Source organism: Paenibacillus popilliae ATCC 14706 (assembly GCF_000315235.1).
Classification (GTDB): domain Bacteria; phylum Bacillota; class Bacilli; order Paenibacillales; family Paenibacillaceae; genus Paenibacillus_B; species Paenibacillus_B popilliae.
This window is the reverse complement of record NZ_BALG01000002.1, coordinates 1-22,097: the sequence shown is the minus strand read 5'-3', so window position 1 is coordinate 22,097 and position 22,097 is coordinate 1. Positions and strand designations below refer to the sequence as shown.

20 protein-coding genes and 1 pseudogene are annotated in these 22,097 nt (G+C 53.5%); 18 read left to right on the top strand and 3 right to left on the bottom strand.

The window, feature by feature from the left end; genetic code table 11:
* Positions 1-17 precede the first annotated feature (17 nt).
* The 13 genes from PPOP_RS00225 to PPOP_RS00160 all read left to right on the top strand — a co-directional run bounded on the left by PPOP_RS00225 (position 18) and on the right by PPOP_RS00160 (position 12,956).
* Positions 18-359, top strand: coding sequence for a cyclic-phosphate processing receiver domain-containing protein (locus tag PPOP_RS00225; protein WP_006283934.1), 342 nt, complete (start codon positions 18-20; stop codon positions 357-359).
* Positions 356-610, top strand: a complete 255-nt coding sequence (locus PPOP_RS23215) for a hypothetical protein (protein ID WP_006283933.1) — start codon at positions 356-358, stop codon at positions 608-610. Before PPOP_RS00225 ends, PPOP_RS23215 begins: the two co-directional genes overlap by 4 nt.
* Positions 611-851: 241 nt before the next feature.
* Positions 852-1,940: an SAM-dependent methyltransferase gene (locus PPOP_RS00210; RefSeq protein WP_006283932.1), complete on the top strand. Its 1,089-nt coding sequence runs from the start codon at positions 852-854 to the stop codon at positions 1,938-1,940.
* Between the two features lie 170 nt (positions 1,941-2,110).
* Positions 2,111-3,679: a serine/threonine protein kinase gene (locus PPOP_RS00205; protein WP_042226724.1), complete on the top strand. Its 1,569-nt coding sequence runs from the start codon at positions 2,111-2,113 to the stop codon at positions 3,677-3,679.
* A complete protein-coding gene (locus PPOP_RS00200; RefSeq protein ID WP_234399620.1) occupies positions 3,676-4,887 on the top strand; it encodes an SAF domain-containing protein in 1,212 nt (403 codons plus the stop codon). Before PPOP_RS00205 ends, PPOP_RS00200 begins: the two co-directional genes overlap by 4 nt.
* 17 nt (positions 4,888-4,904) lie before the next feature.
* Positions 4,905-5,618: a hypothetical protein gene (locus tag PPOP_RS00195; protein ID WP_006283929.1), complete on the top strand. Its 714-nt coding sequence runs from the start codon at positions 4,905-4,907 to the stop codon at positions 5,616-5,618.
* A gap of 72 nt (positions 5,619-5,690) precedes the next feature.
* Positions 5,691-6,449, top strand: coding sequence for an ABC transporter permease (locus PPOP_RS00190; RefSeq protein ID WP_234399619.1), 759 nt, complete (start codon positions 5,691-5,693; stop codon positions 6,447-6,449).
* 4 nt (positions 6,450-6,453) lie between these two features.
* Positions 6,454-8,340, top strand: coding sequence for an ATPase, T2SS/T4P/T4SS family (locus tag PPOP_RS00185; RefSeq protein ID WP_006283927.1), 1,887 nt, complete (start codon positions 6,454-6,456; stop codon positions 8,338-8,340).
* Positions 8,330-10,345: a hypothetical protein gene (locus tag PPOP_RS00180; RefSeq protein WP_006283926.1), complete on the top strand. Its 2,016-nt coding sequence runs from the start codon at positions 8,330-8,332 to the stop codon at positions 10,343-10,345. The genes PPOP_RS00185 and PPOP_RS00180 overlap by 11 nt, the downstream gene beginning before the upstream one ends.
* Before the next feature lie 89 nt (positions 10,346-10,434).
* Complete coding sequence (locus PPOP_RS00175) at positions 10,435-10,908, top strand: hypothetical protein (protein ID WP_006283925.1); 474 nt, start codon at positions 10,435-10,437, stop codon at positions 10,906-10,908.
* Positions 10,909-11,011: 103 nt separating this feature from the next.
* Positions 11,012-11,395, top strand: coding sequence for a hypothetical protein (locus PPOP_RS00170; protein WP_006283924.1), 384 nt, complete (start codon positions 11,012-11,014; stop codon positions 11,393-11,395).
* A gap of 15 nt (positions 11,396-11,410) precedes the next feature.
* On the top strand, positions 11,411-11,965 hold the full coding sequence (locus PPOP_RS00165; RefSeq protein ID WP_006283923.1) for a hypothetical protein: 555 nt from the start codon (positions 11,411-11,413) through the stop codon (positions 11,963-11,965).
* Entirely contained in the window at positions 11,952-12,956 is a 1,005-nt protein-coding gene (locus PPOP_RS00160) for a hypothetical protein (RefSeq protein WP_042226720.1), read from the top strand. The genes PPOP_RS00165 and PPOP_RS00160 overlap by 14 nt, the downstream gene beginning before the upstream one ends.
* 364 nt (positions 12,957-13,320) lie before the next feature.
* On the opposite strand, the gene PPOP_RS00155 is transcribed toward PPOP_RS00160, so the two are convergent.
* Entirely contained in the window at positions 13,321-13,983 is a 663-nt protein-coding gene (locus PPOP_RS00155; protein WP_006283921.1) for a thiamine diphosphokinase, read from the bottom strand.
* 203 nt (positions 13,984-14,186) lie between these two features.
* On the opposite strand from PPOP_RS00155, the gene PPOP_RS00150 reads away from it, so the two are divergent.
* Positions 14,187-14,684: a low molecular weight protein-tyrosine-phosphatase gene (locus PPOP_RS00150; RefSeq protein WP_006283920.1), complete on the top strand. Its 498-nt coding sequence runs from the start codon at positions 14,187-14,189 to the stop codon at positions 14,682-14,684.
* Positions 14,685-14,760: 76 nt separating this feature from the next.
* On the opposite strand, the gene PPOP_RS00145 is transcribed toward PPOP_RS00150, so the two are convergent.
* Positions 14,761-15,489, bottom strand: coding sequence for an alpha/beta hydrolase (locus PPOP_RS00145; RefSeq protein WP_042226718.1), 729 nt, complete (start codon positions 15,487-15,489; stop codon positions 14,761-14,763).
* A 340-nt stretch (positions 15,490-15,829) separates the two neighbouring features.
* On the opposite strand from PPOP_RS00145, the gene pdhA reads away from it, so the two are divergent.
* The 4 genes from pdhA (at position 15,830) to lpdA (ending at position 20,740) form a co-directional block, all read left to right on the top strand.
* Positions 15,830-16,894, top strand: a complete 1,065-nt coding sequence (gene pdhA / locus PPOP_RS00140) for a pyruvate dehydrogenase (acetyl-transferring) E1 component subunit alpha (RefSeq protein WP_042226715.1) — start codon at positions 15,830-15,832, stop codon at positions 16,892-16,894.
* A 129-nt stretch (positions 16,895-17,023) separates the two neighbouring features.
* Positions 17,024-18,001 carry an alpha-ketoacid dehydrogenase subunit beta gene (locus tag PPOP_RS00135; protein ID WP_006283917.1) on the top strand — a complete coding sequence of 326 codons (978 nt, stop codon included), beginning with the start codon at positions 17,024-17,026 and terminating at the stop codon, positions 17,999-18,001.
* Positions 18,002-18,036: 35 nt separating this feature from the next.
* Entirely contained in the window at positions 18,037-19,317 is a 1,281-nt protein-coding gene (locus PPOP_RS00130; RefSeq protein WP_006283916.1) for a dihydrolipoamide acetyltransferase family protein, read from the top strand.
* 4 nt (positions 19,318-19,321) lie between these two features.
* A complete protein-coding gene (gene lpdA, locus PPOP_RS00125; protein WP_042226712.1) occupies positions 19,322-20,740 on the top strand; it encodes a dihydrolipoyl dehydrogenase in 1,419 nt (472 codons plus the stop codon).
* Between the two features lie 1,134 nt (positions 20,741-21,874).
* On the opposite strand, the pseudogene PPOP_RS23665 reads toward lpdA, so the two are convergent.
* Positions 21,875-22,097, bottom strand: a pseudogene (locus PPOP_RS23665) (hypothetical protein); the annotation flags it as partial.

Sequence of the window (22,097 nt, the reverse complement as noted above, 5' to 3'; positions counted from 1 at the left end):
GGGAAAGAGGGAATGCGATGATTCATGTTTACCTGGACGACTGGCGGCGCTGTCCGGGCGGATTCGTGCTTGCCCGAAATATGGAGGAATGTCTGCTGCTTCTGAAAGAGGAGCGAATCGGGATTTTATCGCTTGATCATGATCTGGGGCCGGACGAGCCGACGGGAACGGATCTGGTGTTGGAAATGGTGCGCCGCGGACTCTATCCGCAGGAGGAAATCTATCTCCATACTTCCTGTCCGGAAGGAAGACAACGGATGTACGAGCAGCTTTATAAGCATAAGCCGGACTCCGTGAAGCTTCATAACGGGCCCATGGGTTGGGATACGCTGGAGCGGATTAGGATGGAGAAGCAGTGAAGCTGGTTCGCGGGCAAGAGCATCAGGCATTTATGCCAGGTCGTCCGACTGCGGCAGCGGGAAGTTCGCAAGCTCTCTATGTGTACAGCCCCTTTTGTGGGACGTGCCGGCTTGCTGAACGGATGCTGGCTCGCGCGCTGATGGGCGATCCTGAACTGCTTATTAAGGACGAGCCATGTTCAGGCCTCGATATATATGAGCGGGAGAAGCTGCTTCAAGATATGGCGCTGCTCTCGGGATTGTCTACGTGACGCATCATATCGGAGGAAAACATTCCGTTGTTCACGCATGTCGCGCTGCTGCATGAGGGTGGATGATCGCGTCCAAACCGAAGCGCGAGGTAATGACTCCGGAGCTGCTCTCAGAGACCTTTGATATGCGCGTCCAGGTAGACTGGACGAATGATCGCCCATGGATACGGGTTCCGTGAGCGTTATCTTTTTGAAATTTATTATAGCGATTGATTCGCAACAAAGCTGGAGGTTTGCCCACGTGGAATCCGTACAAGAATTGATTCTGGAGTCACATTTTACACCGTCATCCCATTGGATTGTCACCTCCAATCACGGTTATATCTCGTATGCGCAGGAGGAACTGCGCAGAAGCTTCGGTCAGTTGAAGAGCCGCCTGCTCGTCCCCGGCGAGATGGCTTTGATGGAGCTTCCGGCCGGTTCTGTTGAGGCGATAGAACGCTGGCAGCAGGAGCTGCCGATCTTCGCCCGACATATTCAGCCGGTGCACCTGGCGGTCAAGCACGAGGAGGGGCTGGCGAGTGGTCCAGCGCAAGAACTGGAGGCGATGTGTGCCTCGTGGCTGGAGCGGTTGAGTGCGCGCTCCGGTCTCCAAGCCGGCGTCGGTACGCGCGTAGCCGTCCATGTTCGGTCCGGCGGGGCGCGGATAGAGGAAGATAAGGCGATCCGGGAGTCGCTCCTCTCCGTAATCGAACGCCTTGGAGGAGAGGCTGTACTGGCCGAACCGCATGTTATCGTATCCGTCGTAATGGGCGAGGAGGCAATCTATGCCGGAATGATGACTCCTACGGAAGTAGGCTCCGATTGGCCGGGCGGAGCGATGCGGTTCCAGAGGGAGAAAGGGCAAATCTCCCGCGCCAAGTTCAAGTTGTTGGAAGCGGAGCGGACATTCGGCCTCGATTACTCGGCATATCGGCATGCGTTGGACGTCGGCGCCGCGCCGGGAGGGTGGACAAGTCTTTTGCTGGAGCGTGGAGTGGATGTAACCGCGATCGACCCGGCCAATATGCATCCCAGCTTGCTTGGGCATCCGCGGTTGACGTATGTGAAACGGAATGCTGCGGATGTCCCGGTGGAGCCGAACGAGTTCGATCTGCTCGTCTGCGATATGAGCTGGAGCCCCAAAGCAACGGCGGAGATGGTTATCCGCTTGCTGGACGGGGTGATTGCAGGGGGAACGATTCTCGTCACAGTAAAATTGATTCATAAAAAGCCGCTCCAGACGATTCGCGATGTGACTGCGATATATGCCGAGCATGCCCAAATCATCCGGGCGAAGCAGCTGTTCCACAATCGGGACGAGATAACAATTTATATGATGAAATATTAATGATGTTAATTCTGTAGCGGCACGACCCTTTTTCAAAATAAGGCTGGACAAGCTGCCGCACATCTTATATACTATTATCAAAATATAGCGTGCACACAGGGAAGCACCCTGATGACGAACGATGGTTCGTTTTCAGGGTGCTTTTTTGTGTTGTCTTGGGGGGGATTGTATTGCCGGAATATGGATATGGCCTGCAGCTGGGCCAACTGCTATACGACAGGTACCGTATTGTCCAATTGCTCGGAAGTGGAGGGATGAGCTCCGTCTATTTGGCGGAAGACGAGAGACTGGCTGGGAAGCAGTGGGCGATTAAGGTTTCCAAGCCTGCGGCCAGGGAAATGGAGCAGCTCGTACACGAAGCGAGGCTGCTGACGGCTTTGCGCCATCCGAATCTCCCTCTCATTGTTGATTTTTATCCGCCCGACGCGTCGGAAAGGGCTTATCTCGTCATGGAATATATCGAGGGGGCGACATTGGAAGAACGAATGCGGAAGCGGCCGATTTCGTTTGCCGAGGCGATCGGGTACGCGGTGCCAATTTGCGAAGCCTTGTCTTATTTGCACAGCCGGCACCCGCCTATCGTTTTTCGCGATATGAAGCCGTCGAACATTATGCTGACTCCCCAGGGCCAAGTGAAGCTGATTGATTTCGGTATTGCCCGCAATGTCGATGAAGACAAGGAACACGATACGATGAAGCTCGGTACGGTCGGGTTCGCCGCGCCGGAGCAGTACGACGGCAAGCAGAGCGATGCCCGCACTGATCTGTACGGAATTGGCGCTCTGCTGACCTATATAATGTCAGCTGGTCGCTGGAAGGGAGAGATTCCGCTTCAGCCGCAATGTCTGGCCGATGACGTTCCGGCCGCCTTCCTTCCGGTTCTCGTGAAGCTGCTCGCCGTTCATCCCGATCGTCGCTATCAATCGGCACAGGAACTGCTTGAAGTATTAAGGCCGTTCGCAGCGGGGGACGGCAGCCCTTCCAAAGTGGGCATGAACGCGCCTCGTAATGCTGTCTGGAGGACAGGCGCCGGAGTGGTTATTGCTTTTCGCGGCACTTCCCCCGGGATCGGAGCGACGCATGCGGCGCTCATGTGCGCGTATCACCTGACGGCAGGGAAATGGGGCAGAGCTGCCTACGTCGATGCCCGGGATGAGGCGGACGGTGCGGTCATTCGTGCCTTGGAGGCGGATTATGAAGGCGAGGAACCGGATGCGGTGGAGCGCATTCAAGCACGCCGGAAGACGGAGGGTGAAGCGGCCGAAGGAATTCGGCTACATGGTGTGACCTGCTACCGCTGGTCGCAGACCAATCTCCTGTTGTATTTGCTTGGCCGCTACGAATACATCGTGCTTGATATGGGAGCCGATACGACAGGAAGCCGGATAGAAGAGTTCGAACGGGCTCAGATACCCGTACTTGTCGGCAGCGCAGCTCCCTGGCACCGGGAAGAGCTGCGCGAGGCGGCCCTAAGCTTTGAGGCGAATCAATGCACACATTGGTACGCAGCCATTGCGCATACGGATGCTTATCCTTCTTGGCGGCCGACACGGATTCGCGGGCAGTGCAGAGGCGTGGTCAAGCTGCCTTATCAGCCGAATCCGTTCGAGTGGAGCGAGGACGCCATGCGATGGACGGAAGAGCTCGTGGGGTCAAGGCGAACCGACCGCGGCTGGCTGAATCGGATCGGGCTTTGGATAAAGGGAAAGAAACTTGCAAAAGGAGAGGTGCGAAGTTGAGACGATGGACACGGAGAAGCAAGCAAATGGCGTGGTCCGCGCTGTGCGGCGCAGCGGCGGCAGGCATCTTGTTCGGTGTCTGCCTGTGGTGGTCCGACCGCCACTTATTTGCGCTACGGTCATCGGTGGAAGCCGATTATAAGCAGGAATTGGAACGACTGGAGCGTCTGGTTGCGGAACAGCAGAAACAGCAATCGACGATATGGGTGTTCGAGCGGCCACTTCAGGCCGGGACCCGAATCAGCAAGGCCGATCTGATGAGGCGGGATATCGCGGAATCGGCTGTGACGGTCGGCTGGGTGCAACATGCCAGCGACGCCATCGGCAAAGTGTTGAAAATCGACGTATCGGCCAAAACTCCGGTGCTTGCCTCGCTGTTGCATGAAAAGGCGCGGCTGGCGGATGATATGCGCTGGGTGGAGACGGCGATCATTCAACTGCCGCTGCTGTTGAGCAAGCGCGATACAATTGATGTGCGCATCCGGTTCCCCGATGGCCAAGATTATGTCGTCCTGTCCCGCAAGGCGGTTCATGACCTGCAGGGACCTATCGTCTGGCTGCAGATGGATGAGCGGGAACGGTTGTCGTTCTCCAGCGGCTGTGTGGACGCTTATTTGCATGGGGGGCAGATTTATGCATTGCGGTATATCGAACCTCAACTGCAAAAGGATGCGGTAGTCAATTATCCGTCGAATGAACAGGTACTGAAGCTGATGCAGTCGAACCCGAATATCGTGAAGCAGGCCAATGCGGCGTTCATGTCCCGCCTTCGCCAACAAATGGAAAAGGCATGGGCCGACAAGAGTGACGCTCACAGCGGGGCCAGAATGAGCCCTGAGCATGGGCGGCCGGCGACTGGTTATCCTGTTTCCGCCCGGGCAACCGAGGAATCTCCGCTGACCGGAAGGGTACCGCAGGCGGTAAGGGATTCTCCGTTCGTCGGTCCGAAGGGCGGCACGTTCGCAGAACCGTTAGCCCAGGATACGCAGCGGTTATTTCCGAATACGGTTCCCGAAGGCGCAGGAAAAGCGAAGGATACAGACGGACGGTCAACAGAGCCGATGCATCCGGATGGAGCCGATCATTCCTTTCCGGAGAAGTCCTCACAGCAAGGGGCAGGCGGATTCGGACATCATGCAGAAGACGCGGCTGAGCACGAATCGATCTTCTCCGAGCCTGTCCGCCGTTACCGGCAGAAGTGGAAGTGAAGAAGGGGGGGATTCGATTGATCAGCGCAGTTTTTATTGGAAGCGTAGACAAGAGTGAACATTTATTTGCAGTCTGCACATTGCTGGCCCGGCTACAGCGCAAAGTACTGTTGATTGACGGGAGCCGGGCGCAATGGAATGCGTACCGGGTTGCTGGATCGGATCCGTCGATGAATCTTATCAACTGGAACGGCTTCGATGTCCTGACCGGATGCTCGGAGTGGATGGACGCGTTCCGGAGACTGAAGCGGGAAGGTGAGGCGCCACCGAGCTATGATGATGTCCTTGTTGATACGGATTCAGCCGCATTTTTTGCTCCCGCGCAATGGGCGGAAGCGAATTGCCGCTTCCTCTGCCAGACTGTAGAGAGCTATCACATCGCGAAGAACAAAGAGTGGCTGGCTGCCTTCCAGCACAATCAGGAAGGGGAACCGCTCGTATTCATTCCGGTGCTGTTCCGTTCTTTGGAGCCGGAGTCCGAGCTGGAATTCGTGAAGGAGCTGTACCAGTCCGGATTCAAGCAGCGCTGGTCGGAGGCCACAGTAGTCATTCCCGAAGACGATCGGGATTGGACGGCGAAGATGGAGCAGGAGCAAGCGGGAACGATACGTCTTCAGGCCTATGCGCGCAGAACGAGAAAAGCATGGCGCAAGCTGATGGAACAGATTGCGGGTCCGTTAGGGGACAAAGAATGGAGAAGATGCCTGAAGGCCAAGACGAAAGGACGGTAATCAAACATGCCGCTATGCAAGCATTGGATGATACGTTCGGCGGGACGGGGAATGTGCGGAAGCACTTCCTTGATGGCATGCTTGGGAATGACGATCGCCTGGCGCTTCCAGTTGCGCGTGCTTCTCATTCATACCGATCAGCGTGGAGGGGGTCTGGAGGCGCTCCTGCCGAAGCCGGAGGCTGCGTCTTCGATCCATTATCGCGCCACTCCGAACGGTTGGAGCAATTTCCTTCGCATGCTGGAGCACCAGCAAGTGGAGGATGATATGTTCGTATCCTTTACAGCTCCCGTCATGCGCAATCTCGATATGCTGACTGGATTTGACGTCGTACATGAACGATTGTCCGGCAGAGCCAAGCTGTACCAATGGATACCGAGGATCATGAGACTGGCAGAAAAGCGGTACGACATTTTGCTGTGGGACGCGGGCAGGGAAGATGAGGAAATGGTGCAGGCTGTCGGGGCGCGGGTGCATGGGACGCTGCTCGTCGCCAGCCAGCAGCGTCCATCGTTAGAGGCCTCATTTTGCGATCGGGGTTCTCCCGTATCCGCCTATATATTAGGCATGTATGATGACGATATCCGGCAAAATGCTGTCCGGATTCGGCGTCAATACAAGCCGGAGGTACCGCTCTTCATTATTCCGCACTCCGCCGCTTTCCGCAACGCCGCAGACGATGGCAAGCTGCTTGCCTGGTATATTCAACAGCTCATGAAGCCGCAGCGGAAACAGCGGAATGGATTCGCCGATCAACACAAGAAGCTGGCGAAATGGCTTATGTCGGAGTCAGGCGCGATAGCGCGTTCTGGTCCAGGGGAAGCGGGGTGAGCGCATGTTCTGGAACGAAATTCTCGTCGCAGTCTTTACTGCGGGCACGCTTGCCGGATTGGTGCTGCGTCTGCACAGCAAGGGAAGGGAGGCGGCCATTGCAGACAAGCGGCAGGATTGGACATGGGAGAAACTCGACGCTGTCGTGAAGCAGTATTTCATAATGTGGACCTCTGACATTCTGATGAATGTGCATACGAATGAAGAGGAATTCCGGCGCGAGACGGTGCGGCGGCAGGCGCTCAAAAAGGCGCTGAAAGCATGCAACAGCGGCGATCCTGCGGCCAAGAAATATATTAAAGAGTGGATTGTCGATATTATCGAACAGCATATTAAGCTCACGACAGATGAGGTGGAGCGGCTTATCTCGTTCAACCGTCCGGCTCTGCTGACTGTGCAGGACAAGTTTGACTTACTCCTGTATGTATACAAGCAGCGATACGGGTACGGCGCATTGGATGAATTGATTCGGACATTCAAGTGGGATGAATTAAGAGTTCTTCCGTCTGAGGAAGACGAATCAGGCTATGTCGTTACGAGCGCAGATGTCGACGCAGCGTTTCGGCTGGAGCGACTGAAGTTCGCGTACCGCGATCGGATACGGATTGTAGCTCAGCGACTGTATCAGCGGTATAAAGGGTTCTCGGTTATTGATGAGATACGTGATATGCGCATTGACGGCGTATCCGGCGGCGTTAACGGGGTCCCTGAGGTGTTGGCCGGCTCGCCGTACGCCGATTTGATGCAGCCGGAATCGGGGGAGCCGGCCAAGGAGCATATCCGTGCCTGTGACAGTGTGTGGATTTTTTATAAAGGCAAATCGATTCGGTTCGCGTTTCTTTCCTTTGGCAGCGATGCGGAGCTGCGAAGGGTGTGCCATAACATTTACAAATATCAATCGCCCGGCCCGCTGACCGAAGCGGACGGCTACCGGGTGAACCATATGAAGGATGGTTCGCGGGTTGTCGTTCTCCGCCCTCCCTTTGCTGAAGCATGGTGCTTCTTCATCCGCAAATTTGATACGAGCCAGGTAACGCTTTCACAGCTAATTACGGACAATAACGCGGAGCTGCCGATCGCCCTGCTTACTTATTTAATGAAAGGGGCGCGGGTGACGGCCATTACCGGGGCGCAAGGATCGGGGAAAACGACGCTATTGATGGCGCTAGTCCAAGCTATCTATCCGTTCTATCCGCTTCGCGTGCAGGAGCAGGCGTTCGAGCTTCATTTGCGGCGCCTGTATCCACAACGAAATATTGTCTCGCTTAGGGAGACCGAGCGCATCACCGGCCAGGCCGGGCTAGACGTGCAGAAGAAAACGGACGGCACGGTGCATATACTCGGTGAGGTCGCTACCGATCCGGTGGCGGCCTGGATGATTCAAATGGCGCAGGTCGCAAGCTTGTTCACCGTCTTCACGCATCATGCGAAAACGTTCCCGGATCTTATTTTCGCAATTCGCAACTCGCTGCTTAAAAGCGGGATGTTCCATAATGAAGCGATTGCGGAGCAGCAGGTTTGCGGCGTTCTCCACTTTGATGTGCATCTGGCACGTGACGTGAACGGCAAACGCTATATCGAGCGGATAACCGAGTGCGTCCCGGTAGCGGATCTGGAGCCAGGGGACATGCTGCCGGACGTGGGGAGCGGGATCGCAGGACTATCCTGGGAACGTTATATTCTGTCCTCGGAGAAGCTGCACCGCCGGCTTGACCGTACGCGCGTGTTCGAATACCGCAATATCGTCGAATACCGGGAAGGCCGGTACTGCTTGGTTCATCCGATTTCTGATCGGCAGGCGGAAGCAATGGAGCAGGAAATGACAGCCGAGGACAAGCGCAGGTTCCGCGAATGGCTGACCCAGGAAGGAGGGATGGCGATTGCCGGTTAGTACTGTGCTAATGGCGCTGGCCTCCGTCTCGGCAGCCGTTGGTATTCTGCTCTGGCGAATCAGTCGGGGGCTTGAAGCGGGACAGGCTCATCTATTCCCGCGGCAAAGCGAATCTTGGGGCGGATATATCAAAGCGGCATGGCATGCGGGGCTGCAACGGTTCTATGTGATAGCTGGGAAGACACCGCTGTTAAAGGGACGGTCCCACGCAATCCGGCGGCGGCTAAGCCCATTCTATTCGTATGATGCATGGCTGCTGCGCCAGAAGACGGCAGCCGTCTTGCTCGGCAGCGCCGCGACAGCTGCGTTGGCGGCGATTGTGTTCCTCTTGTTCGAACAGGATGTGCTATCATGGCTCATGCTTGTGCTCGTATTGAGCGTCGTGGAAGGGCTGTACCGGGATGTGGCTGTCCAGCGCGCCGAACACAAGCTGATGAAGCTTGGGGCGGAGGCCTTCGCCAGTGTAAGGCAAGCCTATCATCGCCATCGCATGGTCGATGCGGCGATCGCCGAGGCGGCGGACGGCAGCCACCCGATGCTTGAGCCCCATATGAAACGAATGCTAGACATGATGGATGAACATGAGCCGGAAGCGGCCCTGGCCGCGTATGAGGAGGCGGCTCCAAACCGTTACTTTAAGCTGTTCGCCGGATTGTCGCGCTTCGTGGTCGAATACGGGGATCCGCCTCAGCGGCAAGGATCATCCTATCTTCAAGGCATCTCGATGCTTATCAGAGAGATGCATCTAGAATTGACGATGCGCTCCCGGCTGGACTATTTGCTGAGCGGGCTCCAGGCGATTGCGGTCGCACCCGTGTTATTCGCTAACCCGCTCGCCCGATGGGCAAAGGCCTATTTCCCGTTGATGGATCAATTTTATGAGAGCAAGCTCGGCTGGCTGCTTCAACTGGCGGTGTTCATTACGGTCTTCATTTGCCATAGGCTGCTGCTTCAGTTGCATTGGCAGGCAGGCCGGGGGGCCGAAGCTGTGGTCCGACGGACATGGGAGCACCGTCTCTGGACCCGTCCTGCCGTTAAGCGCCTCGTGCACCGTTTGATGGCCCGCACGCCGGCGGCAGTGATTCGCCGGATCCAGCGGTTGCTGAGAGAGGGGAACGATGATATGCCGGTTGATCAATTCAATGCCCGGCGCTGGGCCTTGGCTGTAGTCGTGCTTTGTTGCGGCGTCTGTCTGCTGTTCCTATTGCAGTCGATAGCCTCTTCCGGGGCGTGGAATCAACTTCAGCGGCAGATGACGGCGCTTGGGCTGGAGATGCCGCCAATCCCCGGCAGCAGCGCCGGGCAGCCGTCGCAGGAAGCGCTTGAGACGTGGAGGGGACAACTCCTGGCTCACCCTTCGGTGTCAAGCGAACGGAAATCGAAGCAGTTAGCCATCTACTTCGCCCACTATACGGATCGGCTGCAAGGGAGCCGCATTCAGTGGTGGGAGGTGGTGCTGGTCCTTGCCGCAAGTCTTGCCGCTTATGCTTGCCCGGTCGTCCTCCTTCATCTTCGGATCCGACTGCAGCATATCGACATGAGGACGGAGATTAGCCAGTTCCAGACGCTAACCTTGCTGCTGAGAGCTTTCGACCGCATGACGGCTGAACAGATCGTGGGCTGGATGGGGCGCAGCTCTATTTATTTCAAAAGGCCGCTGCACGCATGCCTCATGAATTGGGAGAGCGGGGCGGAGGAGGCGCTGCAGCAACTGAAGCGGGATGCCCCCTATCCGGACTTTGTCCGCTTCGTCGAAAAAATCGAATTGGCCTTCGATCTGATTCCGCTTCACCAAGCCTTCGATGACGTAGAGCAGGACTGGCTATATGAGCAGGAGATGATCAAGCAGCATTATGAGAAGAGCATCGATGCCAAAGCAGTATGGGGAAAATGGTTCGGATTCGCGCCGATGTATGCGCTCGTCTTTTTATACTTGGTTATACCGCTCGTCTGGATGAGCGGTGAGCAAATGCGTACGTCTTTTGAACAAATTCGCCAATTGTAACTTCCGGCCAGTAAGCTGCTTCGGGCAGCCAGGCATACCAATCAGAGACCAATAGAACAAAAATTGCGAAAAGGAGCAGCTGATTTGCCATGAATAATGCTCAATCCGCGCTGAAGGTAGCGGCGGGAATCTTTTTGACCATTGCATTGATTACGATTGTCGTATTGCTGTTCGTTAGCGCCCAGGAGGCGACGAAGACGGCGCAAAATGAATTCTCGTCTATACAGACGGAGCTCAGCAAAGCATCGTTCACTGTATATGACAATACAGCAGTAAGTGGTTCCCAGGTTGTGAACGCCATCCGCAAATTTTATAAGCAGGATCAGTTCGGCATTCGCGTCATCACCGGCAAAAACAAGTCGCATGGAATTAAGGAAGGAACCTACTACGGGTCGGATGTACTTGACAACGGAACCTTCTCCAGCGCGAAGCGCAACGAAAGACTCGATTTGTCGACGCTGGAGTCGCTGGACAGCTATGTCAACCCGAGCGGCAAATTTAAAGCCCGTGTCATCGTGGACCAGAGCAATGTAACACGCGGCATTGTGTTCGAGCAACAGTAAATGGAGAATTCAAGCAACGGGTGCCTGAACGGCAATTCAAAGTTGTGTCCAGTCCTTGGTGCTGCCATTCGAGCAAGGACTGGAGATTTGGGGGAGAATTTTTATGGAAAATGCCCCTCGCATGATATCCCTCTTGGTTGCCCTTATCCTTTTTGTGGCGGCGCTCTCGTTCTCGCATGATGCGGTAACTGCTCACAATCTTCTGCTGGATGAAGCGGAACGGGTTCTCGATGAGCGGGACCCGAATCTCGCGCTCCGGCTGCAAATTCCACAGACCTATACGGTTACGGGAGCGGTCGTGCTGCAATCGATCTATCATATTCGCGCGATAGATGCCGTGATCCAAGTTGGGTCGACAGAATATGGGCGGGATGTGGACCGGGATCGTATAGACGCTTCGGGAATCTGGCTGAGCGGATTGTATCGCATGAGACAGGTATGGTGTACGGACGGGATCCTGGAGAGGGTGATTTTCGATCCGCTATAGGAAGGAGATTACGGTGTGGCTAAAGGAATCATTACATTGTTCGCAGCTGTCATTGCATGTTATTTGATATTCCTGTATCCGATAGGCGCTTCGTATCAACAGCAGGATCAGCTTGCCTATACGCTGGCCTATTCGTCCGTTACCGGATTTGTCGATGCCGTCCGTGACAAAGGATTTATTACGCCGCACATGGTCAATGATCTGAACGCTCAACTGGCGCAAACCGGCCATATATTCGATATCGAGATGGAGCATGGAATCAAGAAATACAATCCTATCCATACGGATCCGGCGGATGCCGGAACCTTCCAAGCGCGCTTCGAGGTGTATTATGATTTTCATTATGCGGATGATTTGAACCGCGTCTTATTCCCGGACACCTCAGCACCGCTAACCGATCCAGACCGGGTATATTATTTGAAGGTGGGAGATATTTTTCGAGTCGTTGTCAAAAATGTGAATGGAACCAATGCAGTTCTTGTCCGCAGCTTTCTTACCCGCACGCTTCCTGATGACTTGGCGCGCATCTACATCCCATACGGAGGAATGGTGCGGAATGAAGACTATTAATTCCGGTTATTTCATCGGGTTGGCACTATTTTTCGTCGCCATTTTCTTTCCGTCGATGCTGCTGCAGGATTGGCGGATCGAAGATCAGGCTGGTGCACAGGAGCTGACGCGCATGTATGACGGGGCTATCCATGCCGCGGTGCAGGATGCGGCGTTTGCGCTTCATAGGAATGAATATCAGCAATATGAAGCGGGCTACGAATCGTTCAAACATTTCCGTGCCAACAAAGAGCGGGCTTTGGAGCAATTTTGCGAGACGCTGTTCACGAATTTCGATGTATCTGGTGATGGCGTCGGACAGCAGGTGTTGCTCGGACATATTCCCGCTATCGCTGTGATGGATTATGACGGCTATTGGATTTATGCTTACGGCGAGATTCGCAGCAGCGACGGCGAGCTGGAATCCAAGCCGCTATGGCATGCGAAGAAGCCATATGCTTTTGCGGATGCGCCGGGGAATAGCGTGTCGTTCACCCTGGATGATTACGTGTATGCGTTCGATGCGACAACAGAGCGATGGTACGAGGGTAAGCGTGAGCGGGTCAATGAAGCCGTGGGTCAGCGTATTCCAATATTGGCGGGTGCCGACCAGTTCGAGCAGGTGCGCCGGATGACTATCGTGAACTCGATTCAGGCGGATCTTGCCTATTACATTAACCTTCACAATACGCATGCCCGCAAGCTGGGGATTACATATACGTTTACGCTTCCGTTAATTGGGCAGGAGGATTGGAACAACACGGTCGATGACATCGGGTTCGTTGCATTTATTCAAGGGCTTCCGATAGGGGGGCACTACTATAACAACTATGCGTTCGGCGGAGGACGCCTGGTCAAGCGTCCCGTTGTCTATGGAGCGATTCGAGACGGTATTCGTATTTATTACCGTTCCCGATGCGGGGAGCGACGCGCCATTGTGGAGACCTTCGCAAGCGAAAAGGAGGCTGCGGCGCAGGGATACTTCCCGCGGCCGTGCCAGAATGGGCCGTAAGGCGCCAGGGGAACCGCTCGCATTCATTCCAGTGCTGTTCCGTTCATTGGAGCCGGAGTCCGAGCTGGAATTCGTGAAGGAGCTGTACCAGTCCGGATTCGAGTAGCGCTGGTCGGAGGCCACAGTAGTCATTCCCGAAGACGATCGGGATTGGGCAGCGAAGATGGAGCAGGAGCAAGCGGAAGTGCGTCTTCAGGCCTATGCGCGCGGAACGAGAAAAGCAGGTCCCTGAGATAGATGTAGCAAGGGACCGCAACGGCCTGATTTTCCAGGCCTGCTGCCATCCCGGTGTTAGCTTACCGAGGGCATGCGGTTGTTTCCTCTCGAGGAGAACATCGTCAGCCGGCATCCCGATTGCCCCCGCTTAGTCGCGGCTGCAGATGACAAGCAGGTAGCCGTCCCGTATGGTGACGGATCCTTCCTTGGCGGCGAACTGGTTGCTGATAGCGAGCGACTGCCCGATTTGAAGCGTGGCATCTACCAGAGGATAGGCGAAGCCCTTGAGCGTAATGCCGGTAACAGTCATGCTAAGCGGGAGCAGCGACATATATGAGTAGGGCTGCCGTGGCAGAGTCAGTTCGGAATTGGTTAGCCGGATCATATTGTGGGCGTCAACAATTTGGCATTGGATGCCTTGATCAAGACCGACCCGCAGCAGATGGATATTGCCAAGCGTATGATCCAGTCTCGTGCCGGTTGCACCCAGCAGCGTGATCTGGGCGGGCCTCCATGCGAGCGCCGTATGGAAGGCCAGCTCGGTGTCGGTATAATCTTTGTCGATTGCGTCAAAATCATGATAATGCTTGCTGCAGTTTCGTATTTGGATCCGTTCATCCTCTGTGACGGAATCGAAATCCCCAATCGCCACGTCCGGGCAGATTCCCTGATTGGCCAAAGCTAATGCACCCCGATCAGCGCCGATAACGACATCCGCCTCGTTACACACGGAGAGCAGGGAGGCATCGAGAATGCCACCGGCACAAATAACGACATGGCGAGGGCGGGGTACAGGGGGGGCTATGTACATGGCTATCCTTCCTCTTTGAGACCTTCTAACGCTGAAAGTCCCGAATATAGATGTGTGTGCATTCTAAGTATATCCGATTGCAGCCACAAGACCAATCCCTAACCTGCCTTCTTGGTACATGAGCTTGTTATTTGTTGTCGAAATAGGTATATTTACAAGTGAAGAGACCTAGCCCTTCCGAAGCGAAAAGGAGGTGTAAAGCAGTGGTGAGCGTATTATTCGTCTGTCTCGGCAACATTTGCCGTTCACCGATGGCAGAGGCGATATTTCGACAAGAAGTGAAGCAAGCGGGCCTGGAACACGTGTTTGCCGTCGATTCCGCGGGTACCGGAGATTGGCATATTGGTCTGCCGCCCCACCAAGGCACGTGCGCGATACTGGATGAATGCAGCATTTCATATGAAGGCATACTGGGCAGACAATTCAGACCCGGGGATTTTAGTGATTTTACATATATTGTATGTATGGATAGAAGCAATGAACAGAATGTACTGACTTGGGAAGGGGCAGCAGCGAGACAGGCTCAGGTGATTCGCTTTATGACACTGCTTCCGGAGGAGCAGGCGGAAGACGTGCCTGATCCATACTACACCGGCAATTTTGATGAAGTATACCGGCTGATTCAGGCGGGCTGCGTCCGGCTGTTGAACAAGATCATTCAGGAGCAGGGCCTGGATCATGGCAAATCGACACAAAAGTAGTGCATACCGTAGTGACATACCTTTCAGTATGCCACTACTTTTAGCTGTTCTCTTTTGGCGGTACAGGCAAAGGGAACTATTCAAGGAAAAAGCGGAGCGCGTCCGGGATATGCTGTTGCCAGAAGCCCCATTGATGCAGGCCATCATGCTCGCTGTATTGGATATGGGCGCCTCTGTCCTCCAGAAGCTGCTTCGCCGCGCGGTTCAAGGCGACAAAATCGAACACGCCCCGATCTGTCTTGAAAGCAGTTTCTTGCAAACCGACGATCATGAACAAGTGCAGCCAGCCCAAGTCCGACTCTCGGGCAATCAGCTCTTGCGAGTGTGGATAGTACGCACCCGACAGCGAGATGACCTGGCGGAAGCGTTCTGGATGGCGAAGCGCCAAATGAAGAGAGACGGTGCCGCCCAGCGAATCGCCCGCCAAGATGGTCTCGGTCCAATCGGTCCGTACCGGATAATGCTGCTCGATGAAGGGAACAATTTCTTCGACGAATGCGCGGGTATATGATTCAAAACGTTGCCCGTCGGGGGAATATTCAGATGTACGTATTTTTTTGTCCACGTCTACGCCGACAATGATGAAAGGCTCCATTTCATCTTCAATAATGAGTTTGTTCGCATAGGTCGCGATGCGGCCGAAGTTGAAGAAATCTTCGCCATCCTGGCAGTAGACGACCGGGTAGCTCAGCATCTCCTGATATCCTGGCGGCAGGTAGACGCGAACATGGCGATCTGCGCTCAGCAGGCTGCTTGGAATGACATGCTTGTGGATCGTTCGTTTGAGAATGGATGAATCGGACATCATTTACACCGCCTTGTGCAAGATTTAGCTTTTATTGCAGAATAATAATCTTTGATTGGCCAAAATGTTCTTCTATAAAGAGGCTGGTCAAAAAGTCCACTTTTTAGCGATCCGCTCGCTGTGGAAATAGACGCCGTGCTTGTGGGCAGAGGACTGCTTTGTGCTAAAGTTCACAATTTTGTGACATGCTGTTATAGTATGAAGTTATATCTGTTATAACAACACCACAATAAAATAATTACTTTTTTCGCGTTTTCTTTTGACCAATTGAGTGAAACAGGTGTATAATTATTCTATAACAGTTTAACAAAATCTTCAAACTTTTATTGAGGTGAAAACAATGAGCAAGTATCCATTTGAAGTTCAGACGGAAGATGTTCAGCCATTGTCCGTCTTGTCTCCAGAAGGAGAAATCGTGAACCCGGATCTCGTGCCGGAACTTACCGACGAACAATTGAAGGAAATCATGTACCGCATGGTATTCACGCGGACATGGGACGAGCGTGCCATCAATTTGGGCCGCCAAGGCCGCCTCGGCTTCTATGCGCCGGTATCCGGTCAAGAAGCTTCCATGGTAGGCAGCGTATACCCGCTTGAGAAGGAAGACTTCGTTGTGCCGGCATATCGTGACATGCCGCAAATCGTATGGCATGGATTGCCATTGTACCAAGCATTCCTCTATTCCCGCGGACATCAGCATGGCGGGCAAATTCCAGAAGGTGTCAACGTATTGATGCCGCAAATCATCATCGGCGCGCAAATTCTGCACGCGATGGGGATTGCCAAAGGCTTCAAGCTGAAAAAACAACCGAACGTAGCGATTACGTACACGGGTGACGGCGGTTCTTCCGAGGGCGATTTCTATGAAGGCCTTAACTTTGCTGGCGCGTACAACCTACCGGTTATTTTCTTCGTACAGAATAACGGTTATGCAATTACAACGCCGTTCACTAAGCAAACGGCAGCGAAATCGATCGCTCATAAGGCGGTAGCAGCAGGCATTCACGGCATGCAGGTTGATGGCATGGACGTACTCGCGGTCATCAAGGCGGTTCAAATCGCGGCAGAACGCGGACGCAAGGGAGAAGGCGCAACGCTGATCGAGTCGTTGACGTACCGTTTCCGTCCTCACTCCATGGCCGACGACACGACCAAATACCGCACGAAAGACGAAGAAGCGGAATGGGCAATCAAAGATCCGCTCGTACGCTTCGGCAAATATTTGGAGAAAAAGGGACTGTGGACGGAAGAAGATACAGCCCGTGTGAAAGACGAAGCGAAAGCGAAAGTGAACGAAGAAATCAAGCGTGCGGAAAAAACCGAAAAGATGACGGTTGCCGGTCTGATTGACAGCATGTTCGAGACGACGCCAAAATATTTGGAAGAGCAAAAAGCCGATTTTTAATAAACAGCAGAACGACAATGAACCGGGTAAGCAGGAAATGCATCCGGTTATCGATAAAAGTCAGCATCGCATGAGAATGCGAACCAGTCCGAATCAGGCTGTGTGATAACGTAAGGAGGATACGATGCAATGGCACAAATGAATATGAAAGAAGCGATTCGCGACGCAATGCGCGTGGAGTTGAAGCGGGATCCGAACGTGTTGTTATTTGGGGAGGATGTCGGCCATGTCGGCGGCGTGTTCCGTGCAACAGAAGGTCTGCAAAAAGAATTTGGCGATGAGCGTGTGTTCGATACGCCGTTGGCAGAGTCCGCAATCGGCGGGATGGCTGTCGGTCTCGGCATCCAGGGCTTCCGCCCAATCGCAGAAATCCAGTTCGTCGGCTTCATTTATGAAGCTCTTGACCAAATCTGTATTCAAGCAGCGCGCATGCGCTATCGCTCCGGCGGACGCTACAATGCGCCTATCGTATTCCGTACGCCGTTCGGCGGCGGGGTAAAAGCGGCTGAGCTGCACACGGACTCGTTGGAAGGTTTACTCGTACAGACACCGGGCATTAAAGTGGTCGTTCCTTCGAATCCATTTGATGCGAAAGGATTGCTCATCTCGGCGATCCGTGACAATGACCCTGTATTCTTCATGGAACACTTGAACTTGTACCATGCTTATCGCGAAGAGGTGCCTGAAGAAGACTATACTGTTCCGCTCGGCGAAGCGAAGGTCGTCCGTGAAGGCAAGGACGTTACGATCATCGCTTACGGCTTGATGGTTCATACGGCGATAAAAGCGGCGGCTGAACTGGAGAAGGAAGGCATACAAGCGGAAGTGATCGACCTGCGCACATTGATTCCGCTGGATATCGATACAATCGTCGCTTCGATCAAGAAGACGAACCGCGCTATCGTCGTTCAAGAGGCGCAAAAAACTTCCGGCGTCGCTGCAGAAGTCATTGCCCAAATCAATGAAAAGGCGATTCTTCATCTGGAAGCGCCAGTGCTGCGTGTAACCGGTCCGGATACGGTATATCCGTTTGCCCAAATCGAGGACACTTGGCTGCCAACACCTGCCCGCATCGTAGCTGGCGCCAAAAAAGTATTGGACTTCTAAGGTAGAAACGTACAGATTTGAAGGAGGTTGTTCTTGTGGCTACATTTGAATATTGCTTTCCAGAGCTGGGTGAAGGGCTGCATGAAGGCGAAATTATTAAAATACACATCAAACCGGGTGACAAAGTTACCGACGACGACATCATCATGGAAGTTCAAAATGATAAAGCTGTCGTTGAAGTGCCTTGTCCGGTAAACGGCACGGTGCTGGAAGTGCTGGCAAAGGATGGCCAAGTATGCCATATGGGCGAAGTGGTGGCTATTATCGACGCCGAAGGGGATATTCCAGAACAAGCGGCTCCGGCCGAAGAGTCGAAGGAAGAACCGGCAGCAGCACCGGCAGCGGAAGCTCCAAAAGAGGAAGCTCCAAGAGCGGAAGGTACGGCAGCAGCGCCTAACCATGAAGTACTGGCAACGCCAAGCGTGCGCAAGCTGGCCCGCGAATTGGGCGTGAACATCGGCGAAGTTCCTCCAACCGGCAAAAACGGCAAAATTTCGCGCGAGGATGTGGAAGCATTCGCCAATGGCGGAGCCCCTGCCGCGAAGGCAGAAGCGCCTCAAGTTGCTGCCGAAGTTAAAGCAGCGCCTGCAGCTCTAGCAGCTAATGGACGCGAAGCCGAAGAAGAGCGCGTGCCATTCAAGGGCATCCGCAAAGCCATTTCCAATGCGATGGTCAAGTCGGCTTACACGGCGCCGCATGTTACGATCATGGACGAAGTGGACGTGACGGATCTGGTTGCATTCCGTACCCGCTTGAAGCCAATGATGGAGAAGAAAGGCACGAAGGTAACCTACCTTCCGTTTATCGTCAAAGCGCTTGTTGCGGCTTGCCGTCAGTTCCCGGCGATGAACGCGATGATCGACGAAGCGAACAACGAGATTGTGTACAAAAAGTACTACAACGTCGGTATCGCTACCGATACAGACAACGGTCTCATCGTTCCGGTTATCCATGATGCGGATCGCCGCAGCATCTGGATGATCGCCGATAGCATCAAGGATCTGGCTATCCGTGGACGCGAAGGCAAGCTCGGCCCGAACGAATTGAAAGGCAGCACGATCACAATTACGAACATCGGTTCCGCAGGCGGCATGTTCTTCACTCCAATCATCAACTTCCCGGAAGTTGCGATTTTGGGTACCGGCCGCATTACGGAAAAACCGGTCGTGAAGAACGGCGAAATCGTGGCAGCACCAGTAATGGCCTTGTCTCTCAGCTTCGACCACCGTCTCATCGACGGCGCAACGGCACAAAACTTTATGAACTATATCAAGCAGTTGCTTGCGAATCCAGAACTGCTTGTCATGGAGGTGTAACCGGATGGTAGTAGGAGACGCATCTTTGAACATTGATACTCTGGTTATTGGAGCAGGCCCGGGCGGTTATGTGGCAGCGATTCGCGCTGCCCAACTCGGTCAAAGCGTGCTTATCGTAGATAAATCGGGAGTCGGCGGCGTATGTTTGAACCGCGGCTGTATTCCTTCCAAAGCATTGATCAGCGCAGCACATCAATATGAAGTGACTCAACATGCTTCCGCTATTGGCATCACGGCTGAAAATGTAAAAGTCGACTTCAAAAAAGTGCAAGAATTCAAGGGCGGCGTCGTGAAAAAGCTGACCGGCGGCGTTGGCGCATTGCTGAAGGCGAACAAAGTGCAAGTGTTCAACGGCGAGTGCATGTTCATCAACGAAAATGAAGCGCGCGTATTCAACGACCAAGAAGCGCCGCGCTACAAGTTCAAGAACTGCATTATCGCAACCGGCTCCCGTCCAATCGAGTTGAAAGCTTTCCCGTTCGGCGGCCGCATTCTGTCGTCGACGGAAGCTCTCGAACTTCAGGAAATTCCGAAGTCGATGATCGTCATCGGCGGCGGCTACATCGGCGCAGAGCTTGGCCAAATGTACTCCAAGTTTGGCACGAAAGTAACGATCATCGAGGGTGCAGACATGGTGCTGCCAGGCTTCGATAAAGATATGACGCAGCTTGTCGCGAAAAACATGAAGCAATCCAATGTGGAAATCTTCACGGGCGCGAAAGCGGAGAGCGCAACGCAAACGGAGACAGACGTTACGGTGAAATTCACGGTCAAAGGCGAAAGCAAAGAAGTTTCCGCAGAATACCTGCTCGTAACGGTTGGCCGCCGTCCGAACACCGATGGCGAGCTTGGCCTCGAAATGATCGACGTCAAAATGACCGACCGCGGCCTGGTCGAAGTCGACCATCAAGGGCGTACAAGCATTCCGCACATCTTCGCCATTGGCGATATCGTTGCCGGTCCAGCTCTGGCGCATAAAGCTTCTTACGAGGGTAAAGTGGCTGCAGAAGTTATCGCGGGCATGCCAAGTGTTGTCGACTACAAGTGCATCCCTGCCGTATGCTTCACCGATCCAGAGTGCGCAAGCGTAGGTCTCTCCGAAGCAGAAGCGAAGGAAAAAGGCTATCACGTCAAAGCCGGCAAGTTCCCATATGCGGCGAATGGACGTGCGCTGTCCCTTGGAGGCAACGTGGAAGGCTTCGTCAAGATCGTAGCTGACGCGGATACCGGCGTCGTGCTCGGTTCCCAGATCGTCGGCGCGGAAGCGTCTAACCTGATTGCGGAAATGGGCTTGGCTGTGGAAATGGCAGCAACGATTGAAGACCTGTCACTGACGATCCACGCTCATCCAACGCTTGGCGAGATCGTAATGGAAGCGGCGGAAGTCGTGCTTGGACATCCGATCCATACCGTAGCGAAGTAAGCGTAACGTTTATTCATGCCGTATTCCTGTTCCAAGTCATTTTTCTGTTACGGTTCTATGCAATATGGATTGACTTGTGCCCTCGCAGCGTAATGCTGCGAGGGATTTTTTTCCTCTTGGTGAACTCAATATACATACTCCCCATGTGTTTGGGATATCCGGAGCTCGATATTGATTTATCGTTGTCGAGTTCTATATCAACGCTGAGATCGGCCACTCCAACCGAAGAAAGAAGCATTTCAATACGTTCTTGATAACTGACAATAATCAGCTACTGACGTGATCATCATCGGGAATTCGATCAAATCCGGTACCGGAGAAGCAGATTACGCGGGTAGTCAAGGCGATTTGGCGCAGCTGTCCCATTTGGCGAACTTGATCGTCGGCGAAGGGGGAGCTTACCCTGATCAACGGAACCGTAGGTTGTGCGAACTTGGTTGTAACTGGTTTCCTTCTCCTTTGCCAACGCTTAGTAAATTTGAACACGATTATGGTAAATAATGATAGAGTGAGACTTCTTATAAGGTAGTTTTTTTGTATAATAGTTCACTTTACCAAAAAAATGTTGAAATCTTCCTATTAGATGTTATAATATTGTTGTACTTCATAAAAAAGGATATGTTTAACATATTTAAATTTTCAACTGTAAAAACAATAACTTCTTTTTTTCTTTCTGGTGTCCTGCTATTTAGTGCATCTGCATCTGCGTTTACAAGTTCTATTTCAGTACCTAATTAATGCTAGTGAAATCCAAGAACCAGAAAAATCATCAAGCAGACCTTCATCGAAGCAAAAGAGGAATAAAAAAGTGGATTGGAAAATCATCAGTAGCGCGAACGATTGCACAGACGTTTGCTGTTTTGGCATTTTAATAGAGGCTCGGAATAAAGCAAGCATTCTGAGTCGAAATGAGGGGTGAATGAAGCAGAAGCGCCGATGAAATGGCACAGATGAAAGCTGTTTTCAAAAATGTGTATGCCGAAGAACCCAAAACCCGGGCATTTTAAAAAAATGCGATGTGAACCGTATGGGATTAAGCGGCTGTCAGGTCTTTTAGCCACTTATCAACGGACCTCTGTTGTTTTTGTTTCCTGGCTTCTTCCAGCCATGCGTCGGCATGCTGGCACATGGCGATCAAGTACACGCGAAAGTTCCAGTGGCGGGAACTCTGCGCCCGCGCGACGCTTCCAGTTTGTAATCGACTTTCTGGCGCTTGATACAGCGTTCTACGCGGGTTCGCAGCGCATAACGCTTTCTCCATTTCTTGCTGTCGCGGCGGGTGCGCGGAAAAAGGCGCGGGTTATCCGCAGTTGAAGTGTAGAACGTCCTCCCGTACTCGGAAGGCGAACAGGGCGTA

What these genes read in the sequence shown, in the direction of transcription:
- PPOP_RS00225 (WP_006283934.1), top strand. Translation starts at nt 18, where the DNA reads ATGATTCATGTTTACCTGGACGACTGGCGGCGCTGTCCGGGCGGATTC.
- PPOP_RS00190 (WP_234399619.1), top strand. Translation starts at nt 5,691, where the DNA reads ATGGCATGCTTGGGAATGACGATCGCCTGGCGCTTCCAGTTGCGCGTG.
- PPOP_RS00185 (WP_006283927.1), top strand. Translation starts at nt 6,454, where the DNA reads ATGTTCTGGAACGAAATTCTCGTCGCAGTCTTTACTGCGGGCACGCTT.
- PPOP_RS00175 (WP_006283925.1), top strand. Translation starts at nt 10,435, where the DNA reads ATGAATAATGCTCAATCCGCGCTGAAGGTAGCGGCGGGAATCTTTTTG.
- PPOP_RS00170 (WP_006283924.1), top strand. Translation starts at nt 11,012, where the DNA reads ATGGAAAATGCCCCTCGCATGATATCCCTCTTGGTTGCCCTTATCCTT.
- PPOP_RS00160 (WP_042226720.1), top strand. Translation starts at nt 11,952, where the DNA reads ATGAAGACTATTAATTCCGGTTATTTCATCGGGTTGGCACTATTTTTC.
- PPOP_RS00155 (WP_006283921.1), bottom strand. Translation starts at nt 13,983, where the DNA reads ATGTACATAGCCCCCCCTGTACCCCGCCCTCGCCATGTCGTTATTTGT.
- PPOP_RS00145 (WP_042226718.1), bottom strand. Translation starts at nt 15,489, where the DNA reads ATGTCCGATTCATCCATTCTCAAACGAACGATCCACAAGCATGTCATT.
- pdhA (WP_042226715.1), top strand. Translation starts at nt 15,830, where the DNA reads ATGAGCAAGTATCCATTTGAAGTTCAGACGGAAGATGTTCAGCCATTG.
- PPOP_RS00135 (WP_006283917.1), top strand. Translation starts at nt 17,024, where the DNA reads ATGGCACAAATGAATATGAAAGAAGCGATTCGCGACGCAATGCGCGTG.
- lpdA (WP_042226712.1), top strand. Translation starts at nt 19,322, where the DNA reads ATGGTAGTAGGAGACGCATCTTTGAACATTGATACTCTGGTTATTGGA.